This window comes from Vibrio sp. B4-6 (genome assembly GCF_963888245.1).
GTDB classification, from domain to species: domain Bacteria; phylum Pseudomonadota; class Gammaproteobacteria; order Enterobacterales; family Vibrionaceae; genus Vibrio; species Vibrio anguillarum.
Genome location: NZ_CAWPIM010000022.1, coordinates 203,521 through 225,959 on the forward strand (window position 1 = coordinate 203,521; position 22,439 = coordinate 225,959).

At 45.3% G+C, this 22,439-nt stretch carries 21 protein-coding genes and 1 other annotated feature; of the genes, 14 read left to right on the top strand and 7 right to left on the bottom strand.

Going from position 1 to position 22,439, the window contains the following annotated elements; all coding sequences use genetic code 11:
- Nucleotides 1-50 precede the first annotated feature (50 nt).
- A complete protein-coding gene (locus AACV20_RS07670; RefSeq protein WP_088721142.1) occupies nt 51-374 on the top strand; it encodes a DUF3392 domain-containing protein in 324 nt (107 codons plus the stop codon).
- A complete protein-coding gene (locus tag AACV20_RS07675) occupies nt 347-1,096 on the top strand; it encodes a SanA/YdcF family protein (RefSeq protein WP_026028037.1) in 750 nt (249 codons plus the stop codon). Before AACV20_RS07670 ends, AACV20_RS07675 begins: the two co-directional genes overlap by 28 nt.
- A 55-nt stretch (nt 1,097-1,151) precedes the next feature.
- On the opposite strand, the gene AACV20_RS07680 is transcribed toward AACV20_RS07675, so the two are convergent.
- The gene (locus tag AACV20_RS07680) at nt 1,152-2,390 is read right to left on the bottom strand and encodes a cysteine desulfurase-like protein (protein ID WP_170907071.1); all 1,239 of its coding nucleotides are present in this window, start codon (nt 2,388-2,390) and stop codon (nt 1,152-1,154) included.
- Nucleotides 2,365-3,021, bottom strand: a complete 657-nt coding sequence (locus tag AACV20_RS07685) for a 2OG-Fe dioxygenase family protein (protein WP_170894760.1) — start codon at nt 3,019-3,021, stop codon at nt 2,365-2,367. Before AACV20_RS07685 ends, AACV20_RS07680 begins: the two co-directional genes overlap by 26 nt.
- Nucleotides 3,022-3,541: 520 nt before the next feature.
- Between AACV20_RS07685 and AACV20_RS07690 the strand changes: the two genes are divergently transcribed.
- The 4 genes from AACV20_RS07690 (at nt 3,542) to cydC (ending at nt 10,304) form a co-directional block, all read left to right on the top strand.
- Nucleotides 3,542-5,572 (top strand): GGDEF domain-containing protein, encoded by a 2,031-nt coding sequence (locus AACV20_RS07690; protein ID WP_170907072.1) that lies wholly within the window; start codon nt 3,542-3,544, stop codon nt 5,570-5,572.
- A 133-nt stretch (nt 5,573-5,705) separates the two neighbouring features.
- Entirely contained in the window at nt 5,706-6,665 is a 960-nt protein-coding gene (gene trxB / locus AACV20_RS07695) for a thioredoxin-disulfide reductase (protein ID WP_026027123.1), read from the top strand.
- 137 nt (nt 6,666-6,802) lie between these two features.
- Complete coding sequence (gene cydD, locus AACV20_RS07700) at nt 6,803-8,590, top strand: heme ABC transporter permease/ATP-binding protein CydD (RefSeq protein WP_170907073.1); 1,788 nt, start codon at nt 6,803-6,805, stop codon at nt 8,588-8,590.
- On the top strand, nt 8,583-10,304 hold the full coding sequence (cydC, locus tag AACV20_RS07705) for a heme ABC transporter ATP-binding protein/permease CydC (protein WP_170907074.1): 1,722 nt from the start codon (nt 8,583-8,585) through the stop codon (nt 10,302-10,304). The genes cydD and cydC overlap by 8 nt, the downstream gene beginning before the upstream one ends.
- A gap of 230 nt (nt 10,305-10,534) precedes the next feature.
- Here the strand turns inward: cydC and AACV20_RS07710 are convergent, their stop codons facing one another.
- Together AACV20_RS07710 and AACV20_RS07715 are read right to left on the bottom strand one after the other, a co-directional pair.
- Nucleotides 10,535-10,948, bottom strand: coding sequence for an EAL domain-containing protein (locus tag AACV20_RS07710; RefSeq protein ID WP_231564206.1), 414 nt, complete (start codon nt 10,946-10,948; stop codon nt 10,535-10,537).
- A gap of 43 nt (nt 10,949-10,991) precedes the next feature.
- Nucleotides 10,992-11,648, bottom strand: a complete 657-nt coding sequence (locus tag AACV20_RS07715) for a GGDEF domain-containing protein (protein ID WP_236732704.1) — start codon at nt 11,646-11,648, stop codon at nt 10,992-10,994.
- Nucleotides 11,649-11,959: 311 nt separating this feature from the next.
- On the opposite strand from AACV20_RS07715, the gene tnpA reads away from it, so the two are divergent.
- The gene (gene tnpA / locus AACV20_RS07720; RefSeq protein ID WP_026028341.1) at nt 11,960-12,397 is read left to right on the top strand and encodes an IS200/IS605 family transposase; all 438 of its coding nucleotides are present in this window, start codon (nt 11,960-11,962) and stop codon (nt 12,395-12,397) included.
- 152 nt (nt 12,398-12,549) lie between these two features.
- Here tnpA and rluB read toward each other — a convergent pair whose 3' ends face one another.
- From rluB to rnm, 3 genes are all read right to left on the bottom strand, one after another.
- The gene (gene rluB / locus AACV20_RS07725; protein WP_170907075.1) at nt 12,550-13,593 is read right to left on the bottom strand and encodes a 23S rRNA pseudouridine(2605) synthase RluB; all 1,044 of its coding nucleotides are present in this window, start codon (nt 13,591-13,593) and stop codon (nt 12,550-12,552) included.
- 121 nt (nt 13,594-13,714) lie between these two features.
- A complete protein-coding gene (locus AACV20_RS07730; RefSeq protein WP_170907076.1) occupies nt 13,715-14,335 on the bottom strand; it encodes an L-threonylcarbamoyladenylate synthase in 621 nt (206 codons plus the stop codon).
- Entirely contained in the window at nt 14,332-15,201 is an 870-nt protein-coding gene (rnm, locus tag AACV20_RS07735; RefSeq protein ID WP_017042022.1) for an RNase RNM, read from the bottom strand. The genes AACV20_RS07730 and rnm overlap by 4 nt, the downstream gene beginning before the upstream one ends.
- Nucleotides 15,202-15,265: 64 nt before the next feature.
- Here rnm and AACV20_RS07740 point away from each other — a divergent pair, with 64 nt between their 5' ends.
- From AACV20_RS07740 to trpA, 7 genes are all read left to right on the top strand, one after another.
- Nucleotides 15,266-15,403, top strand: coding sequence for a hypothetical protein (locus AACV20_RS07740; protein WP_010318233.1), 138 nt, complete (start codon nt 15,266-15,268; stop codon nt 15,401-15,403).
- Nucleotides 15,350-15,452, top strand: a sequence feature (Trp leader region). Its footprint overlaps the gene before it by 54 nt.
- Before the next feature lie 124 nt (nt 15,453-15,576).
- Nucleotides 15,577-17,142: an anthranilate synthase component 1 gene (locus AACV20_RS07745; RefSeq protein WP_170907077.1), complete on the top strand. Its 1,566-nt coding sequence runs from the start codon at nt 15,577-15,579 to the stop codon at nt 17,140-17,142.
- 5 nt (nt 17,143-17,147) lie between these two features.
- Complete coding sequence (locus AACV20_RS07750) at nt 17,148-17,738, top strand: aminodeoxychorismate/anthranilate synthase component II (protein ID WP_017042020.1); 591 nt, start codon at nt 17,148-17,150, stop codon at nt 17,736-17,738.
- Nucleotides 17,739-17,758: 20 nt separating this feature from the next.
- The gene (gene trpD / locus AACV20_RS07755) at nt 17,759-18,757 is read left to right on the top strand and encodes an anthranilate phosphoribosyltransferase (protein ID WP_017044622.1); all 999 of its coding nucleotides are present in this window, start codon (nt 17,759-17,761) and stop codon (nt 18,755-18,757) included.
- 5 nt (nt 18,758-18,762) lie between these two features.
- Entirely contained in the window at nt 18,763-20,172 is a 1,410-nt protein-coding gene (gene trpCF, locus AACV20_RS07760) for a bifunctional indole-3-glycerol-phosphate synthase TrpC/phosphoribosylanthranilate isomerase TrpF (protein ID WP_170907078.1), read from the top strand.
- Nucleotides 20,173-20,302: 130 nt separating this feature from the next.
- The gene (gene trpB, locus AACV20_RS07765) at nt 20,303-21,493 is read left to right on the top strand and encodes a tryptophan synthase subunit beta (protein WP_170907079.1); all 1,191 of its coding nucleotides are present in this window, start codon (nt 20,303-20,305) and stop codon (nt 21,491-21,493) included.
- Entirely contained in the window at nt 21,493-22,299 is an 807-nt protein-coding gene (trpA, locus tag AACV20_RS07770; RefSeq protein WP_017047754.1) for a tryptophan synthase subunit alpha, read from the top strand. The genes trpB and trpA overlap by 1 nt, the downstream gene beginning before the upstream one ends.
- The last annotated feature ends 140 nt before the right edge of the window (nt 22,300-22,439 follow it).

Consider the following 22,439-nt stretch of genomic DNA (forward strand, 5'->3'; position numbering starts at 1 on the left):
GCTGTCCCCTAAGCTTCGGCTGATGTTTAGGGGCTTTTCTGTGAGTCAATATGATGAACTTTTTAGCGCCCGCAGGGCATTACTTATCACCGTATTTAACGGAGATATCAACTGCATTTATCGCTTGTTTGCTCGTGATGCTCGGTGGAGAGATTAACGCCGCGATGCGCAAGCTAATGCGCAACCAACACTTTGTCGTTCGCACATTTACGTTTATATTGATTAACGCTTTCGGCTACGGTTTGGTGATCATCAAAGCGAGCCCTTACCTTGCTCGGACACTTTCGCAGTTAGAATCAGGCATGATGTTTAGCATTATTATGCTCTGCTTTATTGCTATCGGGATCTGGGCACAAAGGAACCGTCAAATTTAGTGTTAAAATTTTCATCTTCAAATCACTCTCGCCCTGTTTGGAAAAAGCGGGTTCACACGCTGCTTCGCTACGTGTCTGTACTGTTGTTCATTTCAAGCCTTTTTGTGCTTGGCATTGATCGCTGGGTCAGTTGGCAAGCCGAAAAACAAATCGTCACCGAGCAAAATCAAGTCGGTCAATTCCAAGTCGCTGTTGTACTTGGAACCAGTAAGTACTTGGGTAAAACGCTCAATGACTACTATACCCACCGAATTGAAGCCGCGATCGCTTTGTATGAGCAAGGCAAAGTAAAAGGGTTTTTACTCAGTGGTGATAATGCTCACCGTTCGTACAATGAACCGTGGACGATGAAACGCGATCTGCTGCGCGCTGGGATCCCGAGCGAACATATTTACTTAGATTATGCAGGGTTTCGTACTTTGGACTCCATTGTTCGCGCAAAACGCATCTTCGAAACCGACAATTTTTTGATCATTTCTCAACAATTTCATTGTGAGCGAGCACTCTTTATTGCCAACTACCATAACATTAATGCTCAGTGTTTAGCGGTTGCAGGGCCAACAACTCGTTCTGGTTTTAAAGTGAGGCTGCGTGAGGTCTTTGCTCGTACGAAAGCATTTTTAGATCTCTATATCACGAATACTCAACCTAAATTTTTAGGTCCCAAAGAGCCAATTGTGATCGAAGAGTTACCCTTAGAGCCAACCGAAGATGAAAGCTAAAAGAGGCACTGCGCCCCAGAAACCTTTCCTTCGACAGATTTCCGGGCCACTTTGGTTACGCTAATGTGGATAAGACATCAAACAAAGCGTCAATTTCACTGCGCGTGTTGTAGTGCATAAAACCGATACGGACAACTCCACCGCTGTTTTCAAGATCTAACTGACGCACTAAACCAAGCGCATAGAAATGCCCATTCCACACACAAATATTATGCTCGCCCAATGTTTTGGCCACAAATTCTGGGTGGTGATTAGCTAAGCGAATGGCAAAGGTCGGTGTACGTAGCTCACTGTTAGCCTTGGTCAGGCCATAGAGCTTAGCCGAACTCAATCCTTTAAGTTTATACAGAAAATACTCACTTAATTGGCGTTCATGCTGGTTGTATTGAATGAAACTATCGATCAAACGCTCTCTTAACGAGCCACTCGCGTCTCCCCATTGCGCCAAATATTCCACTGCAGCAATCACGCCTGCCAAACCTTCAAAACTCTGCGTACCCGTTTCAAAACGTCCCGGACCAATATTGGTTGCAGGTTCAACTTTGTAGGGTTTAAGTGCATGTAACCACTGCGAAGCGATATAAGCGATACCAACGTGTGGACCAAAAAATTTATATGCCGAACAGGTTAAAAAATCACAGCCTAATTCTTGTACATCAATCAAATGGTGCGGAGCATAGTGAACGGCATCCACATACACCATCGCGCCGACTTGATGCGCCGCATCCACAATGCGTTTAACATCGACAATAGATCCTGTGGTATTCGAAGCATAAGTGACCGCTACCAGCTTTGTTTTAGGATTGAGTAATGACAGTAAGTGCTCAACATCCAAAGTACAATCTTGTTGGTTCACCTTTACCTGGTGCACTGTAACGTGCTTATCCTGCGCCGCTTGCTGCCAACTGGAGACATTGGAGTAATGGTCAAGCGCAGTAACAATCACTTCATCGCCCGCTTGCCAATCTCGGCTAATGGCTCGACTTAGCTGAAAAGTCAACGAGGTCATATTCGCGCCAAATACAATATTTCTTGATGACTCAGCGTTCAGAAGCGCTTGCACCGACTCACGAGCCTGCTGCATTAAATCAGTGGTGATTTGGCTTGAAAAATAGTGTCCGCCCAAATTAGAGTTAAAATGGCCCAGATATTCACTCATTTTTTCTATTACCGACTTAGGTACTTGCGAGCCACCTGGACCATCTAAGAAACTCACTGACTTACCATGATATTTTTGCGACAAAGCACTAAACTGGGTACGCGCTTTTTCAGGAGTGAAGAGCATTTCGGCCATCCTTAGCGGTTAACACAAAAACATCCATATGACCTTCTTGCCCATGCTCAATCGAGCGAATAGGACAAGCGTTATGCCATAACTTACTGTCCGCGAGCATCGCAATCTCACCATTTTCTAACACTTTCCGAAAGAAAGGGGCTTCATTGCAGTCTTGATAAAGCATAATTTCACCGCCAACGATGTTGTGGCGATTCACCCCCACCAACGCAATATGATCAAAACCGTCTTGATGGACACCTTCTGGCGCGACTTGCGTCTCATCAAACACAGCAGCAATTCGGATCTGATGGATTTCAATCTCTTGCCCATTAGGCAGACCATTCGTACTCACAAACACCTCGCACACTTCTCTCATCCCCTCACTTTGTAACGTAGAGGGTAAAATAGGATCGAAATGACGCTTAATGTTGCCTTGAAAATGATTGATTTGATCGGTTTGCATAAAGTCATGCTTGTCCAACGCCTCGACTTTCCCTTTGTTAAATTGAACCACAGAGTAGCGCCGTAAACGATACTGACCATCAGCATGCTCCGTATGTGGTAATTGCGCAAAGGAGGGAGCAAGTTGTTGAATCGCTTTTTGACTTAATTGTGTAATCTGTAAAGTGTTTTCATGTACAGCTAACATCACCAGCTCCTTAATTAAATTATTGAACACATTAAATTAACAATTAATTTACATTAAGGATACGCACTAATATTGCACATTCAAGTAAAAATGAATGTTATATCTGTATGTGACTAGCAATATAAAATTTAATACTTAAATAATCACAAAAATAAGAATTAACATCCAATAGCGAGCATGACACATAGCGATTTTTAGACAAGCTCACTACTTCAAGGTTAATAGGCTTTTAAAAACAATGAATTACCAACATTAGGATGATGTAGGAATGGTATGTAGACCATGGGCGGGTTTAAAGGACATATCAGTAACTAATTTATCAACTCGATTCGACTAAATTTAGCATGTATTAATCCATGAGCCATATAGCATCTCATTAACTCTAAATTAGCACCATTTAAGTAGTAAGCCATGCCAAAAATTAGACTAAAGTTAATACTAGATCATCAAACTAATTGATATATTTGACTATTAAGACTTAGTTGAAACATCGCTCAACTGATAAGGAGATCCTCAACTCGTGAACTCTAGTATTAAAGTCACACTGTGGACTTTCATCGCATTAGGTTTCAGTGTAATCAATGCCTATGCGGCTATAGATCCTAAAGATAAATTTCTCCAAGCATTGGAGGGCATTGAGCAGATCACCTATTCACTACCGATCAAGGCAAAAGCACAAATTAGTGAACTAGAAGAAGACTACATCATATTGTCACAGCCTTCCGCTCTCGTTGTTCGTTACTATTTGGCCAAAGCCACTGTATATGGGCTACTAGAGGAATATGATAGGAGCTTAGAAGCGGCACAATTAGGATTAAAGCGAACAGAACACACCAACGTTGAAACGCTCACTCTCAAACTAAGAGAGATTCAAGCTTTACGGCACCAAAAAGTCGACGTGTTGCCGAAACTTGACGCACTGTTAGTTGAAGCAGGAAACGATCACAATGCACAAATCGAATCAGAAGTATTACTAGCTAAAAGCCTCTATTACCAAGAGCAAGGCGAGTTTAAAAAATCGTACGCCGCAATAATGACCTCAATTGATACAGCAAAATCCATTGATAACAAAGAGTTAATGGAGAGAATATCTCACGGTCTAGGTCAAATACTGGTTCAGCTACAAGATTTTGATCGTTCACAACTGTTACTTGAAAATTCCTACAGTTACTTCAAGCAGCGTAAAATGTCTTATAGCCAATTGGTTAGCTTACTCGACATCTCTAAGTTGCAAGAGTCACGTAATCAAATCACGGCGGCGATCGAAACCTATAAAACCGCACTCAAGCTAGCACAAATACTGGGTGACGGGCGACATCGCTTTCGTATTAACATCGAACTTGCACGGCTTTATCGAGATACCAACAACCGAGATCAAATGCGCTTTTTCTTGAAAAAAGCAGAGGAACTGCAGTACAGAGAAAGCCAACCAGGCTACCTTGCCACTTTTCAGCTATTACAAACACAAGATCTATTGGAACAAAAACGCTACGGTGAAGTGATTGAATTTGTAGAACCACTCATTGTGCATATCAAGCAAAGATCAAATCTACTTATTCAACAGATAGAGTTGTTAAAAGTGGCAGCACAGGCTTATGCTGGGCAAAATAACTACAAACAAGCCTATGAAACTTATGATTTTTATCATTTACGATCGCTCATACTTCGCAATGTTGAACAGATAGAGAACTTACAGAGACAACAAATGTTGTTTGATCTTGAGCGTCTACAATATGAAAATCAGGATCTAAACTGGAACAACGTACTTCAAAAGCTAGAAATTGAAAACCATCAGAAAACGTTTCATCTATTAGGTGAAATCGTCTTTTTCCTTGCTCTTGCATTAATCGGATTATTGGTCATATTTATCTGGGCCAACCGCTCTCGCATCAAAATGGGCATGCTTGCCAAAACGGACACCTTGACTGGCTTGTATAATCGACGCTACATGGAAGAACGATTTGCAAAACATCAATCTAAATCTTACCAAAATAGTAGCGAAACGCTTATTAAACTCGCACAACGGATTTTGATGTGGCAACAGACTTGGTTCAAAGGTCAATCTTCACCTAAAAAAAACGCCGAGCCATTCGATTCAGCGCAATTAGACGAACAGATCCAACATAATGAAGATGCAAAACCGATTAGCCTTATTTTGACCGATATTGATTATTTTAAAGTCATTAATGACACTTATGGTCACGCCTTCGGCGATCAAGTATTAGTGGAAACTGCGGCTATCTTTAAGTCATCGGTACGCTCTTCCGATGTTGTCGCTCGCTACGGTGGGGAAGAGTTTCTCATCTTACTACCCGACACTGACTTAAGCGTCGCTAGCGAAATTGCCGAAACCTTGCGCCGAAAAATTGAAGATCACCATTTTGTAACCGAATCACGAGAATCGGTATCCGTCACTTCGAGTTTTGGCGTGTTGACCGCAACGAATACTGATTTAGACCTCCAAGCATTGTGTGAAGAAGTCGACCAACTACTTTATGCGGCTAAAGCCAGCGGCCGAAATTGCTTAAAAACACGTTGGCTGACTTATTAGCCAAGTCCCATCATTGCTCAGTTTGGCTATATAACGATTATTTCTAAGCTAGCCCATGTAATCGCTTTAATTGACTCGAGATATTCCCTACAATCGTGTTAAATTTTCGAGCATTTTCGATACTGGAGTCCCCATGAGCAACGTGAAACATTGCAAACTTCTTATTCTTGGTTCAGGCCCGGCTGGTTATACGGCAGCCGTTTACGCAGCTCGCGCTAACCTTAATCCAGTTCTCGTTACCGGTATGCAGCAAGGTGGTCAGTTAACGACCACTACAGAAGTAGAAAACTGGCCAGGAGACGCAGAAGGCCTCACGGGCCCTGCTTTAATGGAGCGAATGAAAGAGCATGCCGAGCGCTTCGAAACCGAGATTGTGTTTGATCATATTAATGAAGTTGATTTTTCACAGCGGCCATTCCGCCTTAAAGGCGATAGTGCAGAATATAGCTGCGATGCTCTGATCATTTCAACAGGTGCATCCGCACGTTACCTAGGTTTAGATTCAGAAGAAGCCTTTAAAGGACGAGGAGTTTCCGCTTGTGCTACTTGCGATGGTTTTTTCTATCGTAACCAAAAAGTGGCCGTTGTAGGTGGCGGCAATACCGCGGTGGAAGAAGCGCTTTATCTATCTAATATTGCGGCACAAGTTCACCTCATCCACCGCCGTGATTCGTTCCGCGCAGAAAAAATTCTGATTAACCGTCTGATGGATAAAGTCGCAAGCGGCAATATAGTGCTGCACACTGACCGTACCTTAGAGGAAGTCTTAGGTGATGAGACTGGCGTGACGGGTGTTCGTATGAAACACACCCAATCAGAAACGACAGAAGATCTGGACGTGATGGGCGTCTTTATCGCGATTGGTCACAAACCGAATACCGACATGTTTGCTGGTAAGCTAGAGATGAAAGAGGGCTATATCGTGGTTAGATCTGGCCTTGATGGTAATGCAACTCAAACTAGCATTGAAGGTGTGTTTGCTGCTGGTGATGTGATGGATCACAACTATCGCCAAGCGATCACTTCGGCAGGAACAGGTTGTATGGCCGCCTTAGATGCGGAACGTTACCTAGATAGCTTGAACGATAAGTAGGCATGAACGACAAGTAAACAAAAGGTTATTTTCCAGTTTTATAACAAAACCCTACAGCCCGGTGGTATATCCATCGGGCTTTATTTTGTATACTACCGCCCTTCCGTTTACATAATAATTCTCATTAAGCCTTCGAAATGGATAAGAAAAAGCAACGTAGCTTGAATAATTGGCTCAAACAGCAAAGTAAACTGGCAAAACGCTGGTTAATGATTGCTGTTGGCCTTGGCGTATTATCAAGTGTGTTTTTGCTGGCTCAGGCCGCACTCCTCGCCTCCATTCTGCATCAACTGATTATTGAACAAGTTGATAAAGCAGAGCTCATTCCCTATTTTCTTGGTTTGGTGGTGACGATTGCCGCACGTGCCGCGTGCGCATGGGGGCGTGAAATTGCGGGTTTTCGCTGCGGAGAGCAGATCCGCATTTATATCCGTCAGTTAATACTGGATAAAGTTCGCGAGTTGGGCCCTGCTTATATTAAAGGTAAGCCTGCCGGTGCATGGGCAACATTACTGCTTGAACAAGTCGAAAACATGCAGGACTTTTTTGCGCGCTATTTACCGCAGATGTCATTATCTGTGTTGATCCCGTTTATGATTTTGATTGTGGTCTTTCCCGTCAACTGGGCGGCGGGTTTGATTTTCTTAATCACCGCACCCTTAGTGCCGCTGTTTATGGCCTTAGTCGGTATGAAAGCAGCCGATGCTAATCGTAAAAATTTCAAAGCTCTGCAGCGGTTATCTGGTCACTTTTATGATCGCCTGCAGTCGATGACTACAATACGCCTATTCAACCGCACACAAGCCGAAGCCGATCAGCTTAAAGGCGCTTCTGAAGTCTTTCGCACTCGCACAATGGATGTATTGAAAATCGCCTTTCTATCATCAGCAGTGTTAGAATTTTTCACCTCGATATCGATCGCCATCACCGCCGTTTACTTTGGTTTTAGCTTTATTGGCGAGTTGAATTTCGGCTACTACGGTACAGCCGTAACTCTATTTTCCGGCCTATTTATCTTGATCCTTGCGCCTGAGTTTTATCAACCATTACGTGATTTGGGCACCTTTTATCACGCCAAACAACAAGCTGTCGGCGCGGCTGAAAGCATTGTCGAGTTTTTGGAAACAGACATCAGCAAAGTGAAATCAGGATCTATCTCGCTCGACGGTGCACAGCAGATTGACATTGTAGCGCAAGATCTCGAAGTGTTTAGCCCAGAAGGAAAACGCTTGGTCGGTCCAATTTCATTTACGTTAGATAACCATTCAACCACTGCGCTTGTCGGGCCAAGCGGTGCAGGTAAAACCAGCTTAGTAAACGCCATTTTAGGCTTCATGCCTTACCAAGGCAGTTTGAAAATTAATGGTATTGAACTGAGCGATCTTGAGCATACCAGCTGGCGTAAGCAGATCAGTTGGGTTGGGCAAAACCCACTATTGGTGCACGGAACCATCGTTGAGAATATCAGCCTTGGCAAGTATGACATGAGTGACGAAGCGCTTCATTCGGCTTTAGACAATGCCTATGCGGCTGAATTTGTCGACAAACATGGTTTGGATTACGCCATCACCGATCGATCTGGTGGATTATCTGTCGGACAAGCTCAGCGAATTGCACTTGCTCGCGCGCTGCTACAAAACGGCAATTTTTGGCTACTTGATGAACCAACCGCCAGCTTAGATGCCCGCAGCGAACAGTTAGTGATGCAAGGTTTGAACCGCCAAATTCAACACCACACCGCTTTAATCGTGACGCACCAATTAGCACCATTAAAATCGGTGCAACAGATTTTGGTGATGCAAAATGGGGCGATAGTTCAAACAGGCGATTACAACACACTCAGCCAGCAAAAGGGTCTGTTTTCAGATATGTTACAAGCTAATCAAGCGCTTGATGAAGCCAATAAGGGGAACCTTGATGCGTGATCTCATCCCTTACCTTAAATTGTATAAAAAGCACTGGTTTGGTTTATCTCTCGGCATGCTGCTGGCCTTTTTAACCCTGTTTGCCTCGATTGGTCTACTGACCTTATCCGGCTGGTTTTTATCCGCAGCGGCCGTTGCTGGCTTAACCATTGCTCGTGAAACATTCAACTACATGCTACCGGGCGCGTTTGTACGTGGGTTTGCCATGGGACGCACTACAGGACGTTGGGGTGAGCGTGTTGTCAGCCATAATGCTACATTCAAGCTGCTGACGGATCTGCGTATTTTCTTCTTCCAAAAACTCGCGCCACTGATCCCAGGTCGTGTGTCAAACCTCAGAGACGCTGATTTACTCAACCGTCTAGTGGCAGATATCGATGCTATGGATCACGTCTATTTACGCTTAATCAGCCCAGTAACCGTGGGTGTACTAGGCATTAGTGCGTTAACGGCATTCTTATGTTGGTTCGACCCTGCCATTGGCTTAACCCTTGGTGCAATTCTTCTAACGCTACTGCTCGTGTGGCCAGTCCTCTTTTATAAACTGGGTCAGCGTAATGGTGCCGAGCTCACCCAGCACAAGGCGGATTTGCGTATTGCAACGCTTGACTGGTTGCAAGGCTACAGTGAACTGACCCTGTTTGGTGCAGAAAACCGTTACCGTGAAGCGATTCTTAGCGCGCAGCAAAAATTGCTGGTCAATCAATTGGCTAACGCTCATTTTTCTGGCCTTGCACAAGCACTGCTCATGCTCGCTAATGGCTGGACGCTTGTGTTAGTGATCTGGCTTGCCGCCGATGGTGTGGCAGGTAATCAACCCGACCCGATGATTGCACTGGTGGCTTTTGCAACTATGGCAAGTTTTGAGCTGCTGATGCCGATTGCTGGTGCATTTCAACATTTAGGGCAAACACTCACTTCTGCTCGCCGCCTCAACGATATTATTTTGGCTGAGCCTGAAGTCCAATTTCCTACCGCTTCAACTCAGCACTCAGGTCAATTCGATATTGAATTTTCAGACGTAACCTTTCACTATCCTGACAGCAGACAAGATGTGCTACGCGATGTCAACCTCCATATTCCCGCAGGGCATCGCGTTGCGATAGTGGGACAAACAGGCTCTGGCAAATCAACCTTAATGCAATTGCTGTCACGCTATTGGGATCCACAGCAAGGTAGCGTCTCCATTGCAGGTACCCACTTAACAGCATGGAATGAGAGCGAACTTCGCCAAACCATCAGTGTGGTTAGCCAACGTGTAGATGTACTCAATGGCACGCTACGAGACAACCTCGCGATGGCCAATCCAAGCGCAAACGATCAACAGTTGGCTCACGCCTTAACGCAAGTCGGTTTACATACTCTATTGGACGATCTAGGTTTGGACGCATGGCTGGGTGACGGCGGCCGTCAGCTCTCTGGTGGAGAGAAACGCCGCATCGGTATCGCGCGCGCACTGCTCCACAACGGTTCAATTTTATTACTCGATGAACCCACGGAAGGCTTGGATAAACAAACAGAGCAGCAAATTCTGGCTCTATTTCAACAGCATTTTGCGCATAAAACGGTCCTCTTTATTACTCACCGCTTGGTCGAGTTAGAAACAATGGATGCTATTTGCCTGATTGAACAAGGTGAAATCGTGGAATACGGTAGCCACCAAGCGTTATTGGCCAAACAAGGCCGCTATTTCCAACTACAACAAACCTTGTAGCCATAGTTTGTCATTTGCTCGTTATGAGACTTATCTTTTTTAGGAACACTATGCTGAATTAGGTAACTGAAGCTTGGTATGAAAAATCTTCGCCCTCTTGCTTTGAGAGTCAGTGCATGAGGGTGAAGAAGCTGCCTTGCAAAGAAGCGGCAGTCAACCAAACTCGCTAAATATGTACCTCATCAGCTTAATAAATACTGAGCGTACTACTCATTTTATAGGTGAGATTTTTAATTAATATTCAAGGACAAATGGTTAATGAGATCTTCCGCTGGCATTGGGTGCCCTAGGTAGTAGCCCTGCACTTGTTGACAGCCCATTGCCTGCAAAATTTTCAATTGGTTGGCCTTCTCTACGCCTTCTGCCACAATGTCGATGTCAAAACTTTGCGCCATAGCAATAATGGCATTCACTATCGTTCTTGAACGATCATCATTTTCTACTTCAGAGACGAAACTGCGGTCAATTTTGATTTCATCCACAGTAAGATCTTTGAGCATGGCAAGTGACGTATAACCAGTGCCAAAATCATCGATGGAAAAAGTAATCCCGTTAGATTGCAGATTAGAAATAATTTCAACACTCTTTTTCATATCGGTAAGCGTTGCTGTTTCCGTAATTTCAATGCGTATGTATGAGTTCAAATTCTCATGCTGCTGAATAGCGTTCTTTTGTTTCTTTGCAACATTAAGAAAGAGCCTCAGTCGCGGAAACCATCAGCTCTCTGGCGCTGATACCATCGGCTGGGTAAATGGCAACACCTATGCAGCAAGTTGTTTCAATATTGTGTTGCTTGGCCCGATGGGTATACAGACGTTGGACGCTCCGAACATGAGAATCCATATCTACAGCGTCACTCAACTTTACAAAACTGGCAAACTGATCGGCATGTAAGCGCGATACTAATGAGCTGGGCAAAGTCATTTCGTTAATATCGTGAGCTAAATCCTGCAAAAATGCATCTGCACGCTCAAACCCCAGAGTTTCGTTGATACTTTTAAAATCGTCGACATCAAGGTAACAAAGAATAAATCGCTCATTAGACTTTAATTTTTTGATCGTTATATTGAGAGTACGCACAAACATACTAAGGCTGTGCAGCCCAGTGAGGCTGTCCATATCATTGGCTTTTTCTAGTAAGCGATTCCCTCTAAGCACCAACATGAGCAAAAGTAAGGCGGTAATAATGACAAACATCAACCCCTTATAGGTTTGAGCGAGAGCGCGCAACTGGGCGTTATCTAGCAATAATTCGACTGTCATATCCGAGAATAATATCCAGAGCACGGCAAATGTTGCGTAGATAAGTGCCACTTTAACGGCTGAGATGCCTGCTCTATCCATGTTTAACTAACTCCAAATCTACCCGCCTGTGATCGTAACATTGTAGCATCACTAAAATTTAGTCAACCATACCATACATGCCACATGTAGCCTGCTTCTTCACTCTACTCACTTAATACCAGAAAATATGAACATAGGGATGTCAATCCATGCACAAGTGCTCAATACCAACTCTATTGTTTTAATTTTTATTGTCACCCCTAAACCACCGCCTTGGGCGGTGGTGATTGAACCTTGGGGCTATTGCCCGCAGAAGTGCCCATGTTAGAAGTAAACCTCTTATTCACCACAAGTAAGAGGAAACAAAAAACATGGGCGACTACAGAAGTTCATCACATGTCCATTGGCGTTGTAAATACCACATAGTTTGGACGCCGAAATACAGATTCAAGATCCTGAAAGGGAATGTAGGTAAGGAGCTTTATCGCTCAATCTATATTTTATGCAATATGAAAGATTGTGAGGTATTGGAACTAAATGTTCAGCCGGATCATGTTCATCTGGTTGTGATAGTTCCACCAAAAGTTTCTATCTCAACGTTGATGGGAGTGTTGAAAGGACGTTCGGCAATTCGGTTGTTTAACAAATTCCCCCATATAAGAAAGAAGCTCTGGGGGAATCATTTTTGGGCAAGAGGTTACTTTGTCGATACGGTTGGCGTAAATGAAGAAATCATCAGACGGTACGTCAGACACCAAGACAAGAAAGATCAAGAATATGAGGCGCAGTTAGAGTTGAAGATGAACTAACAGCGCGAGGATGCCCCCTTTCAGGGGGCTGTAAACCAAAGCCGCCTTCTAAGAAGGCGGCTTTTTACTTTATTATCAATGTCTTAAACGAAAAAATCCCGAGCTTAGCTCGGGATTTTAATATCAACTAACAGGCAACGAGAAAGTTTCGCTTATCGACGTGGCGCTTTCGCTTTACCAGTTTGAGGCCGACCAATGCCGCGGCTACCATCGGCACCACTGTTACGGGTACTTGAAGCAGGCTTGCGACGGCCAGTCGTTGTACCATTGGTTGTCGTACCGTTAGTTTTTTTACCATTCGTCGTTGTACCATTGGTCGTACGACTTTTAGGCTTGCCTGTCGTCGTTACGCGCTCTTCATGGCGCTTAACGGCACGACGAATTTTTTGGCTACGCGCACGCTCACGAGTACGTGAAGTGTTGTCTTTGCTCAAATCTAGCATCGTCTCTTTTTCAGGACGCAGTTCAACCAATTCACGTAAATAGTTTACATCTTTAAGATCCAGTTCCATCCAACCGCCGCGTGGCAGTTTTTTGTCCAAATAGATCTCGCCATAACGAACGCGTTTCAAACGGCTCACTGTGGTATCTTGAGATTCCCAAAGACGACGAACTTCACGATTACGGCCTTCGTTAATCGCGACGTAGAAAGTATGGTTCATACCTTCACCACCAGCGTAAACGATATCTTCAAAGCGTGCCAAACCATCTTCTAGCTCAACCCCTTTAACGAGGTTACGCACTTTCTGTTCGTTCACTTCGCCAAAAACACGCACTAAATATTCGCGTTCTACTTGACGGCTTGGGTGCATAAGGCGATTAGCCAATTCACCATCGGTAGTAAAGAGAAGTAAGCCTGAGGTGTTGGCATCTAAGCGGCCAACTGAAATCCAACGCGAACCACGAATTTTAGGTAGACGATCAAATACCGTCCGACGACCTTCTGGATCATGACGTGTACAAAGCTCACCTTCCGGTTTGTAGTAAGCAAGCACTCGACAAATAACCTCTTCTGGCGCTTTAACGGAAACAGCATGTCCATCAATACGCACAACTGCGTTATCATCTTCTAGACGCTCGCCCAACATAGCTACCTTGCCATTAACACTGACACGTCCTGCTCTAATCAAAGCTTCTAACTCACGACGAGAACCATGACCAGCTCGTGCTAAAACTTTTTGTAACTTTTCGCTCATTTATCTACCTATGTGTCGTCTTCACAGACGTCGAATGAAAAAATGCGACCCCAAAATCGCGGCCGCATAGTATCTCAAATTCTACGCCAAAAAGCACTCGTTTTGATGGCCTACTCAAAAGCTATTCAAAAGGTGTTGGATCGCCCGCTCCCACGCGAGCAACCACCATCTCATCTTCACTGAAATCAATCACTGTCGTCGGCTGTTCACCTAAATAACCCCCGTTTAAAATGACATCCACGGCGTGCTCAAGGCGATCCCGAATCTCTTCTGGATCCGATTCTGTATGGGTGTTGCCGGGCAAAATAAGTGAAGTGGACATTAGCGGTTCACCTAACGCTTCAAGTAAATCAAGTGCAATACGGTTATTAGGCACACGGATACCTATCGTCTTACGCTTCGCATTCATCAACCGACGTGGCACTTCTTTGGTCCCTTTGAAAATAAACGTATAAGGGCCAGGTGTGTTATTCTTTAGCAAGCGAAAAGCGGTATTATCTACACGCGCATAAAAAGAGAGCTCTGACAAATCACGGCACAGCAAGGTAAAATTATGCTTATCATCAATGCGGCGAATTTGGCAAATACGCTCTAATGCTTGTTTGTTTTCTAGCTGGCAGCCTAGTGCATAACCAGAATCCGTTGGGTACACAACAACTCCGCCATTGCGGATAATGGCAACCGCTTGAGTAATCAAGCGAGTCTGCGGGTTTTCTGGATGAACGTAAAAAAACTGGCTCATTGTAATTCCTCATTATTGAGTCTATCTACGGGGCTTAAACCCCAATCTTTCCAGACAGGATCGACGCCAGAAGGCAACCAAAGATTTCGCCCCAGTTCCATCCAAGGTGAGGGGTAATGAAAGTCACTGCCTTGAGAAGCTAATAGATTGTATTGTATGGCATAATCGGCCAAATTACGTCTTTCTTGTGGCGCTTGTTGTGGCTGTGCCACTTCCATAGCGTCACCACCCGCTTCTACAAACGCCGTTATTAAGCGCTTGAGCCACTTGGTCGTCAAGTCATATCGTCCAGGATGCGCTAATACCGCTTGGCCACCAGCGGCGTGTATTGCTTCAACGGCATCGGTCATCGAGCACCAACTTGGTGGTACATACCCGGGATTATCGCGGGTGAGAAACTTTTTGAACACCTGCTGCATGTTCTTCGCAAAACCCTGTTCAACCAGCCATTTTGCGAAATGCGCACGAGTAATCGGTGCCTCTCCGGCGATGGCTTGCACCTCTTCTAACACCCCTTCACGTGTCACTTTTTGCAATCGTTGTGCAATCAATTGTGCGCGCTGCACACGATGTGCCTTTTGCTGCTCAATTAACTGCTGCAAAGCTTGAGCGTTTGAGTCGATGTTGAGCCCAACAATATGAATATCTTTATTTTGCCAAACCGTGGAAATCTCGATGCCATCGATCAAGGTGATGGGTAATTGTTGCTGATTAATATAGTCATGAGCAATAGTTAATGCATCAGTCGTATCGTGATCAGTGATCGCCAATACCTCAATATCAAAGCTTAGCGCCCTATCGATTAACGCTTGCGGCGATAACCTGCCATCTGAAGAAGTGGTGTGGCTATGTAGATCAATTCTCATAATTTTATTTTGGCCATCTTTTAGGCTTGACTTTTCACTCTCGCACTAGTTAACTAGTACACAAATGCAAGGCACGTATTTGAGGTTGACCATGTTACAAGAATTTAACCAAAACCATAATCACAATTTAAGCGCAGCTTCATCTGAGCTCAATTGGTGGCACACTTGGACAAGTTCTTGGTGGGCAACCGTGTACTTTTAAAATAGAACACGAATTCACAAAGCCCGCCTCAATGAGCGGGCTTTTTATTTTGTCGAATAGCTCACATTACATTGCGCAATAAAACAGCGAAACCCCCAAAGTGAAGATTGGGTCTCTAAGAGGATTATGCGAGTATGGACGACAGGAACATTAAAATTCATCAAGGAGGTCTTGTGAATAAGACCATTGAAATTAAAAACTTAGGCCAAATTGACGTAATCAATATGTCCGTGCCTTATACCCAAGATCCAACACGTCTATTTCATACGCTATGTGAGTCAAAAACAGATTGTTTGCTATTAGAATCCGCCGAGATCGACTCAAAACAGGATCTCAAAAGTCTATTATTGGTTGATGCTGCCGTGCGCATCACTTGCTTTGGTCACGTTGTCACTTTTCACGCATTGACAGACAATGGTCAACAGCTCATCGAACATCTACAGCGTAATATTAAAACGGATATTGAACATCAGTTACAACAAAATACCTTAACACTTCAATTTCAAGCACCATACGACACGCTAGACGAAGATTCTCGCCTACGCGAAGCCTCTTCTTTTGATGCACTACGTCTCGTGCAGCACAGTTTCGATCTTCGTCATCACGATAAACATGCCCTCTTTCTAGGCGGTTTATTTGCCTACGATTTGGTGGCCAACTTCGAACCGCTAGGAAATGCCGATACGACTAATCAGTGTCCAGACTACGTTTTTTATATCGCAGAAACCTTATTGGTGATTGACCATAAAACTGAGCATTGTCAGTTGCAAGCCAGTGTTTTTAACCCCACGCCAACAATGCGTGAAACATTAATTACTCGTTTACAAGAGATCGCGCAGCAATGTGCTGCACCCAAATTACTACCGCAAGCCAAAACCGTAGCTAACGTAAGCGTGACAACGAATATTTCTGACCAAGAGTTTTGCAAGACCGTTCAAGCGTTAAAAGAATTTGTCGTGAAAGGCGATGTTTTTCAGGTGGTCCCTTCTCGCCGATTTACCCTGCCTTGCCCTTCACCACTTGCTGCTTATAAAAAACTGAAAGAGAGCAATCCAAGCCCTTACATGTTTTATATGCAAGACGAACGCTTTACTCTGTTTGGCGCTTCTCCTGAAAGCGCATTGAAATACGCCACCGAAACCAACCAGATTGAGATTTACCCTATCGCAGGGACTCGCCGCCGTGGTAAACGCGCTGATGGTTCAATTGATTTTGATTTAGATAGCCGCATTGAACTTGAGCTACGTTGCGACAAAAAAGAGAACGCTGAACACATGATGTTGGTCGACCTTGCGCGCAACGATGTCGCACGTATTGCACAAGCAGGAACGCGCCACGTCGCTGATTTATTGAAAGTGGATCGCTACAGTCACGTTATGCATTTGGTTTCTCGCGTGGTGGGTCAACTCCGAAGCGATCTCGATGCACTGCACGCTTACCAAGCCTGCATGAATATGGGCACACTCACTGGTGCGCCGAAAATTCGGGCCATGCAGCTTATCCGTAACGTGGAAAAAGCCCGCCGTGGCAGTTACGGTGGCGCGGTAGGCTACCTTACCGGGGAAGGCGATTTAGATACTTGCATCGTGATCCGCTCGGCTTATGTCGAACAGGGTATTGCGCAAGTTCAAGCGGGCGCTGGGGTCGTTTATGATTCAGACCCTCAATCGGAAGCCGATGAGACACGTGGTAAAGCACAAGCCGTGATCTCTGCAATTCAAGCCGCGCATCAGGAGTAGCAGACATGGCCAACATTATTTTTATCGATAACTTTGATTCCTTTACCTACAACCTTGTTGATCAATTCCGCTCACTCGGCCATACGGTGACGATTTATCGCAACAACATCGCCGCACAGAGCATTGAACAAGCGGTCTTTCAATTGGATGAACCGCTGCTACTACTCTCCCCCGGACCGGGCGCGCCCGCAGACGCGGGATGCATGCCACAATTAATCCAACGCCTTAAGGGCAAAGTGCCGATCATTGGCATCTGTTTAGGTCACCAAGCGATTGTTGAAGCTTACGGCGGCACCGTCGCGGGTGCTGGCGAAATTATCCATGGCAAAATCTCGATGATGGAACACCAACATCATCGTATTTACCAACAGCTACCGTCACCACTAGCCATTGCTCGTTATCATTCCCTAGTGGCTACTGAAGTTCCGGATAGTTTAACCATCACGGCAGAGGTTGATGGGCTCGTGATGTCCGTGGTGCAAGAGCAAGATAAAGTGTGCGGCTTTCAATTTCATCCAGAGTCCATCATGACTACTCATGGCGCAGCATTGCTTGCCAATGCGATCGATTGGGCTTTAGAAAAAAGCACCCACTAACGGATTTATAGGGATATTTTATGGAAAACATCATTAATAAACTTTACGCGCAGCAGTCGCTCTCGCAAGCAGAAAGCCAGCAACTGTTTGATGTCATCGTCCGTGGTGAACTCGACTCTATTTTGATGGCAGCGGTATTGACGGCACTGAAAATCAAAGGTGAAACACCCGATGAAATTGCTGGCGCAGCCAAAGCATTATTGGCTAACGCGGCCCCGTTTCCAAGGCCAGACTATGATTTTGCAGACATAGTCGGCACTGGTGGTGATGGCTCAAATACTTTTAATATTTCAACCACCGCAGCATTTGTTGCTGCTGCCTGTGGCGTAAAAATTGCCAAACATGGTAATCGTGGAGTATCGAGCAAATCAGGCTCTTCTGATCTACTGGATTCATTTGGTATTAACCTTGCAATGAGCGCTGCAAATACTCGCCAAGCCATCGATGATTTGGGCGTCGCTTTCCTATTTGCGCCGCAATATCACGGTGGCGTGCGTCATGCGATGCCCGTGCGCCAAACCATGAAAACGCGCACTATCTTCAATATATTAGGACCGCTGATTAACCCCGCTCGCCCCAACATTGAACTGATGGGTGTTTACAGTAAAGAACTGGTTCTGCCTATTGCCCAAACCATGTTACAAATGGGATTGAAACGTGCAGCGGTCGTTCATGGCAGTGGTTTAGATGAAGTGGCGATTCATGGTGAAACCTTAGTGGCTGAAATTCGTGATGGACACATCATCGAATACACCTTAACACCTAAAGATTTTGGTGTTGAAAGCTACCCACTCGAAGCCATTCAAGGTGGTGAGCCTGCGGAGAATCGCGCCATTATCACCAACCTGCTGACAGGGAAAGGCACGCCAGCGCAATTGGCTGCCGTCGCTGTTAATGTGGCGCTGCTGCTGCGTCTTTTTGGCCAAGAAGATCTCAAAGCCAATACACAACAGGCCATTAGTGTAATGAACTCGGGCAAAGCCTATCAGCTTGTCCAACAACTGGCACAAAGAGGTTAAGCCCCATGCCTGAGCAACTTTCTGACCACATTTCAACCCAGCATACTCAAATGGCTGAAGTATTGGCCAAAATCGTCAATGACAAATATGAATGGGTCGAGCAGCGTAAAACGCAGCAACCATTGGGCAGCTTCGAACACTTATTAACCGTATCGGATCGCTCGTTTTATGATGCGTTAAACACGGGTAAAACCGCTTTTATTTTGGAGTGTAAAAAAGCGTCACCTTCCAAAGGGCTCATTCGCCAAGATTTTGATTTGGATTATATCGCCTCGGTTTACCATCAATATGCAGACGCCATTTCAGTTTTGACTGATGAAAAATATTTCCAAGGCAACCTCGAATTTCTGCCACGTGTTCGCGCGCAAGTAAGCCAACCTGTGATTTGCAAAGACTTTATGGTCGATGTTTATCAGGTTTATTTGGCTCGTCACTACAGTGCAGATGCCATTTTATTGATGCTGTCCGTCCTTGATGATCAACACTATCAAACGCTAGCCAATGTGGCTCACCAACTGGGTATGGGTATTTTAACCGAAGTGAGCAATGAGGAAGAGCTGCACCGGGCAGTCGCCCTGCAAGCGAAAGTTATTGGCATTAATAACCGCAACTTGCGCGATCTCTCAACCGATCTAAATCGCACTAAACAGCTGGCACCTTTACTCCCAGAAGGAACCATGATCATCTCGGAGTCTGGCATTTATACTCACCAACAAGTACGTGAACTTTCGCAATACGCCAACGGATTTTTAATCGGCAGCTCGTTAATGGCCGAAGAAAATTTAGAGCTAGCGGTACGCAAAGTGACGCTCGGCGAAAACAAAGTGTGCGGCTTAACTCATGCTGACGATGCGGCCAAAGCCTATCAAGCTGGAGCCGTGTTTGGTGGCTTAATTTTTGTACCGCAATCCAAACGTTATGTCGACTTGGATAATGCACGTTTGACGATGAGCGGCGCGCCGCTGCGCTACGTGGGCGTGTTTCAAAATCACACCATTGAAGCCATTACGCAGATTGCTACGACGTTAAAACTCTTCGCGGTGCAACTGCATGGCGAAGAAGATCAAGCCTATGTTGACCAATTGAGAGCTCACTTACCTAGCCAGATTGAGATCTGGAAAGCTTATGGCGTGAGCGACTGCCTACCGACCAAGCTTGAGCGCCACATTGACCGTCACTTATTCGATGCCAAAGTAGGAACGCAATCTGGCGGCACTGGCCAACGTTTTGACTGGCAATTACTAACCAAGATAAACGATGTCATGTTGGCGGGTGGCTTATCCCCTGAAAATGCTCAGCAAGCAGCAAACATCGGTTGTTTAGGGCTCGATCTCAATTCAGGTGTTGAGAGCGAGCCGGGGAAAAAAGACTTACACAAGCTAACCCTAGCGTTCGACGCTATTCGGCAGTACTAACACTAAATCGATTCCCATTGGCTTGAAAAGCGAGTAACTCACCCAGCCGCAAGGTCAAGTAGCAAGGGAAACAACAGATTCATTACCGCTGAATCACTCAGCAGTAACACAGAGACTAAGGATACGAATCATGGCAAAACTCGATGCCTATTTTGGCGAATACGGTGGTCAATACGTTCCACAAATTTTAGTACCAGCGCTTGACCAATTGGAACAAGCTTTTATTGATGCGCAGGAAGATCCTGAATTTCGTGCTGAATTCATGACGTTGCTACAAGAGTATGCAGGTCGGCCAACGGCACTAACTTTGACGCGAAACCTCACGAAAGGCACAAAAACCAAATTGTACTTAAAACGTGAAGACTTATTGCACGGTGGCGCACACAAAACCAACCAAGTACTTGGTCAGGCACTGCTTGCTAAGCGTATGGGTAAACATGAAATTATTGCCGAAACAGGCGCAGGGCAACATGGTGTTGCAACGGCGTTGGCCTGCGCACTACTGGGACTAAAATGTCGCGTTTATATGGGTGCAAAAGATGTTGAACGCCAAAGCCCCAACGTGTTTCGTATGAAGCTAATGGGCGCAGAAGTGATCCCCGTTCATTCAGGATCAGCAACACTTAAAGATGCGTGCAATGAAGCGCTACGTGACTGGTCTGCCACCTATGAAACCACCCACTATTTATTAGGTACAGCAGCGGGTCCTCACCCATTTCCAACCATAGTCCGTGAATTTCAACGCATGATTGGCGAAGAAACGAAACTGCAAATTTTGGCTCGCGAAGGTCGTTTACCGGATGCGGTGCTTGCTTGTGTCGGCGGCGGTTCGAACGCGATTGGCATGTTTGCTGACTTTATTGAAGAAAAGAATGTCCGTTTGATTGGCATTGAGCCAGCAGGAAAAGGCATTCATACCCACCAGCATGGCGCGCCATTAAAGCACGGCAAGACAGGTATTTTCTTCGGTATGAAATCACCTTTGATGCAAGATGAAAACGGGCAAGTAGAAGAGTCTTACTCGGTGTCCGCTGGGCTTGATTTCCCTTCTGTTGGCCCTCAGCACGCTCATCTTTATGCGACAGGCCGCGCTGAGTACGAAAGCATTACCGATGACGAAGCACTCGATGCTTTCCAATCGCTCGCACGTAACGAAGGTATTATTCCCGCGCTGGAATCATCACATGCGGTTGCTTACGCCGTGAAGATGGCGTATGCCGAGCCAGAAAAAGAGCAGTTATTGGTCGTGAATCTATCCGGTCGCGGCGATAAAGATATTTTCACCGTCCATAAACTATTAGAAGAGAAAGGAGCGCTGTAATGGATCGCTATCAAACCCTATTTCAGCGTTTAGCTGACAACAATCAAGGTGCGTTTGTTCCATTTGTGACCATCGGGGACCCAGATCCAGAGCAATCACTGCGCATCATGCAAACGCTAGTGGAAGCAGGAGCAGACGCATTAGAACTCGGTATCCCTTTCTCTGATCCGCTCGCTGATGGCCCAACCATCCAAGGGGCGAATATTCGTGCACTGGATGCAGGGACGACTCCAGATATCTGCTTTGAGTTGATCACCAAAATTCGCGCGCAATATCCCGACCTGCCTATCGGACTACTCATGTATGCCAACCTAGTTTATTCACGCGGCATCGAAAACTTCTACCAACGCTGTAAAAATGCGGGTGTAGATTCAGTATTGATCGCCGATGTTCCGACTAATGAAAGCCGTGAATTTGTCGCGGCGGCAGACAAATACGGGATTCAACCCATTTTCATCGCACCACCCACCGCCAGTGATGAGACCCTAGCCGCGGTCGCCAAACTTGGCCGTGGCTATACTTATCTACTGTCTCGATCCGGTGTGACAGGAGCAGAAACAAAAGCCAATATGCCAGTACATGCCTTGTTGGAAAGACTGAACCAATTTGATGCCCCACCCGCATTGCTTGGGTTTGGGATATCAGAACCTGAGCAAGTCAAACAGGCCATCACCGCCGGTGCCGCTGGCGCAATATCAGGATCCGCAGTGGTGAAAATTATTGAACAACGACTTAATCAGCCAGATGAAATGTTAACGACTCTCAGCCATTTCGTTTCCAGCATGAAAGCAGCGACGTTGAAATAAATTGCTTTACAGCAAAAACCAACCCGATCGATTTCTGAATCAAACCAAGAAATCGATCTTTTTTTTAACATTTACGCCTCGCCAAATTCATTCACAAAACACAAATCAACCACTCATTGAATTGACAAAACAAATAGCAA

Bases quoted from the DNA above. Each gene is read 5' to 3' on its own strand.
- AACV20_RS07750 (WP_017042020.1), top strand. From the start codon at position 17,148: ATGGCCAACATTATTTTTATCGATAACTTTGATTCCTTTACCTACAAC.
- trpB (WP_170907079.1), top strand. From the start codon at position 20,303: ATGGCAAAACTCGATGCCTATTTTGGCGAATACGGTGGTCAATACGTT.
- rnm (WP_017042022.1), bottom strand. From the start codon at position 15,201: ATGAGAATTGATCTACATAGCCACACCACTTCTTCAGATGGCAGGTTA.
- AACV20_RS07730 (WP_170907076.1), bottom strand. From the start codon at position 14,335: ATGAGCCAGTTTTTTTACGTTCATCCAGAAAACCCGCAGACTCGCTTG.
- AACV20_RS07670 (WP_088721142.1), top strand. From the start codon at position 51: ATGATGAACTTTTTAGCGCCCGCAGGGCATTACTTATCACCGTATTTA.
- tnpA (WP_026028341.1), top strand. From the start codon at position 11,960: ATGGGCGACTACAGAAGTTCATCACATGTCCATTGGCGTTGTAAATAC.
- trpD (WP_017044622.1), top strand. From the start codon at position 17,759: ATGGAAAACATCATTAATAAACTTTACGCGCAGCAGTCGCTCTCGCAA.
- trpCF (WP_170907078.1), top strand. From the start codon at position 18,763: ATGCCTGAGCAACTTTCTGACCACATTTCAACCCAGCATACTCAAATG.
- cydD (WP_170907073.1), top strand. From the start codon at position 6,803: ATGGATAAGAAAAAGCAACGTAGCTTGAATAATTGGCTCAAACAGCAA.
- AACV20_RS07680 (WP_170907071.1), bottom strand. From the start codon at position 2,390: ATGGCCGAAATGCTCTTCACTCCTGAAAAAGCGCGTACCCAGTTTAGT.
- trxB (WP_026027123.1), top strand. From the start codon at position 5,706: ATGAGCAACGTGAAACATTGCAAACTTCTTATTCTTGGTTCAGGCCCG.
- AACV20_RS07715 (WP_236732704.1), bottom strand. From the start codon at position 11,648: ATGGATAGAGCAGGCATCTCAGCCGTTAAAGTGGCACTTATCTACGCA.
- trpA (WP_017047754.1), top strand. From the start codon at position 21,493: ATGGATCGCTATCAAACCCTATTTCAGCGTTTAGCTGACAACAATCAA.
- rluB (WP_170907075.1), bottom strand. From the start codon at position 13,593: ATGAGCGAAAAGTTACAAAAAGTTTTAGCACGAGCTGGTCATGGTTCT.
- AACV20_RS07685 (WP_170894760.1), bottom strand. From the start codon at position 3,021: ATGTTAGCTGTACATGAAAACACTTTACAGATTACACAATTAAGTCAA.
- AACV20_RS07740 (WP_010318233.1), top strand. From the start codon at position 15,266: ATGCAAGGCACGTATTTGAGGTTGACCATGTTACAAGAATTTAACCAA.
- cydC (WP_170907074.1), top strand. From the start codon at position 8,583: ATGCGTGATCTCATCCCTTACCTTAAATTGTATAAAAAGCACTGGTTT.